The sequence below is a fragment of the uncultured Psychromonas sp. genome (genome assembly GCF_947489755.1).
Lineage (GTDB): Bacteria > Pseudomonadota > Gammaproteobacteria > Enterobacterales > Psychromonadaceae > Psychromonas.
In genome coordinates, this window is the sequence record NZ_CANLFB010000119.1 from 1 (window position 1) to 203 (window position 203).

Sequence of the window (203 nt, forward strand, 5' to 3'; positions counted from 1 at the left end):
CAGTTCAGTACCGTGCGCGCACCATGAATTAGATACTTTCTAAGCGAGCTATTGCCCCGCTTACTTATTTTACCCATTCTATTTGTTTCACCACTGGCATATTGTGTGGGTGTTAGGCCAATCCAAGCGGCTAGCTGCCTGCCATTTTTAAAGGCCCCCGCATCACCGACTGATGCCATTAAAGCGGCTGAAATAATAGGCCC

Annotated in this window: 1 protein-coding gene; it reads right to left on the minus strand. The window is 48.3% G+C overall.

Annotated elements, in window-relative coordinates; genetic code table 11:
- A partial coding sequence (locus Q0794_RS18255; RefSeq protein ID WP_298944307.1) for a transposase occupies positions 1-203 on the minus strand: 203 nt, incomplete at both ends.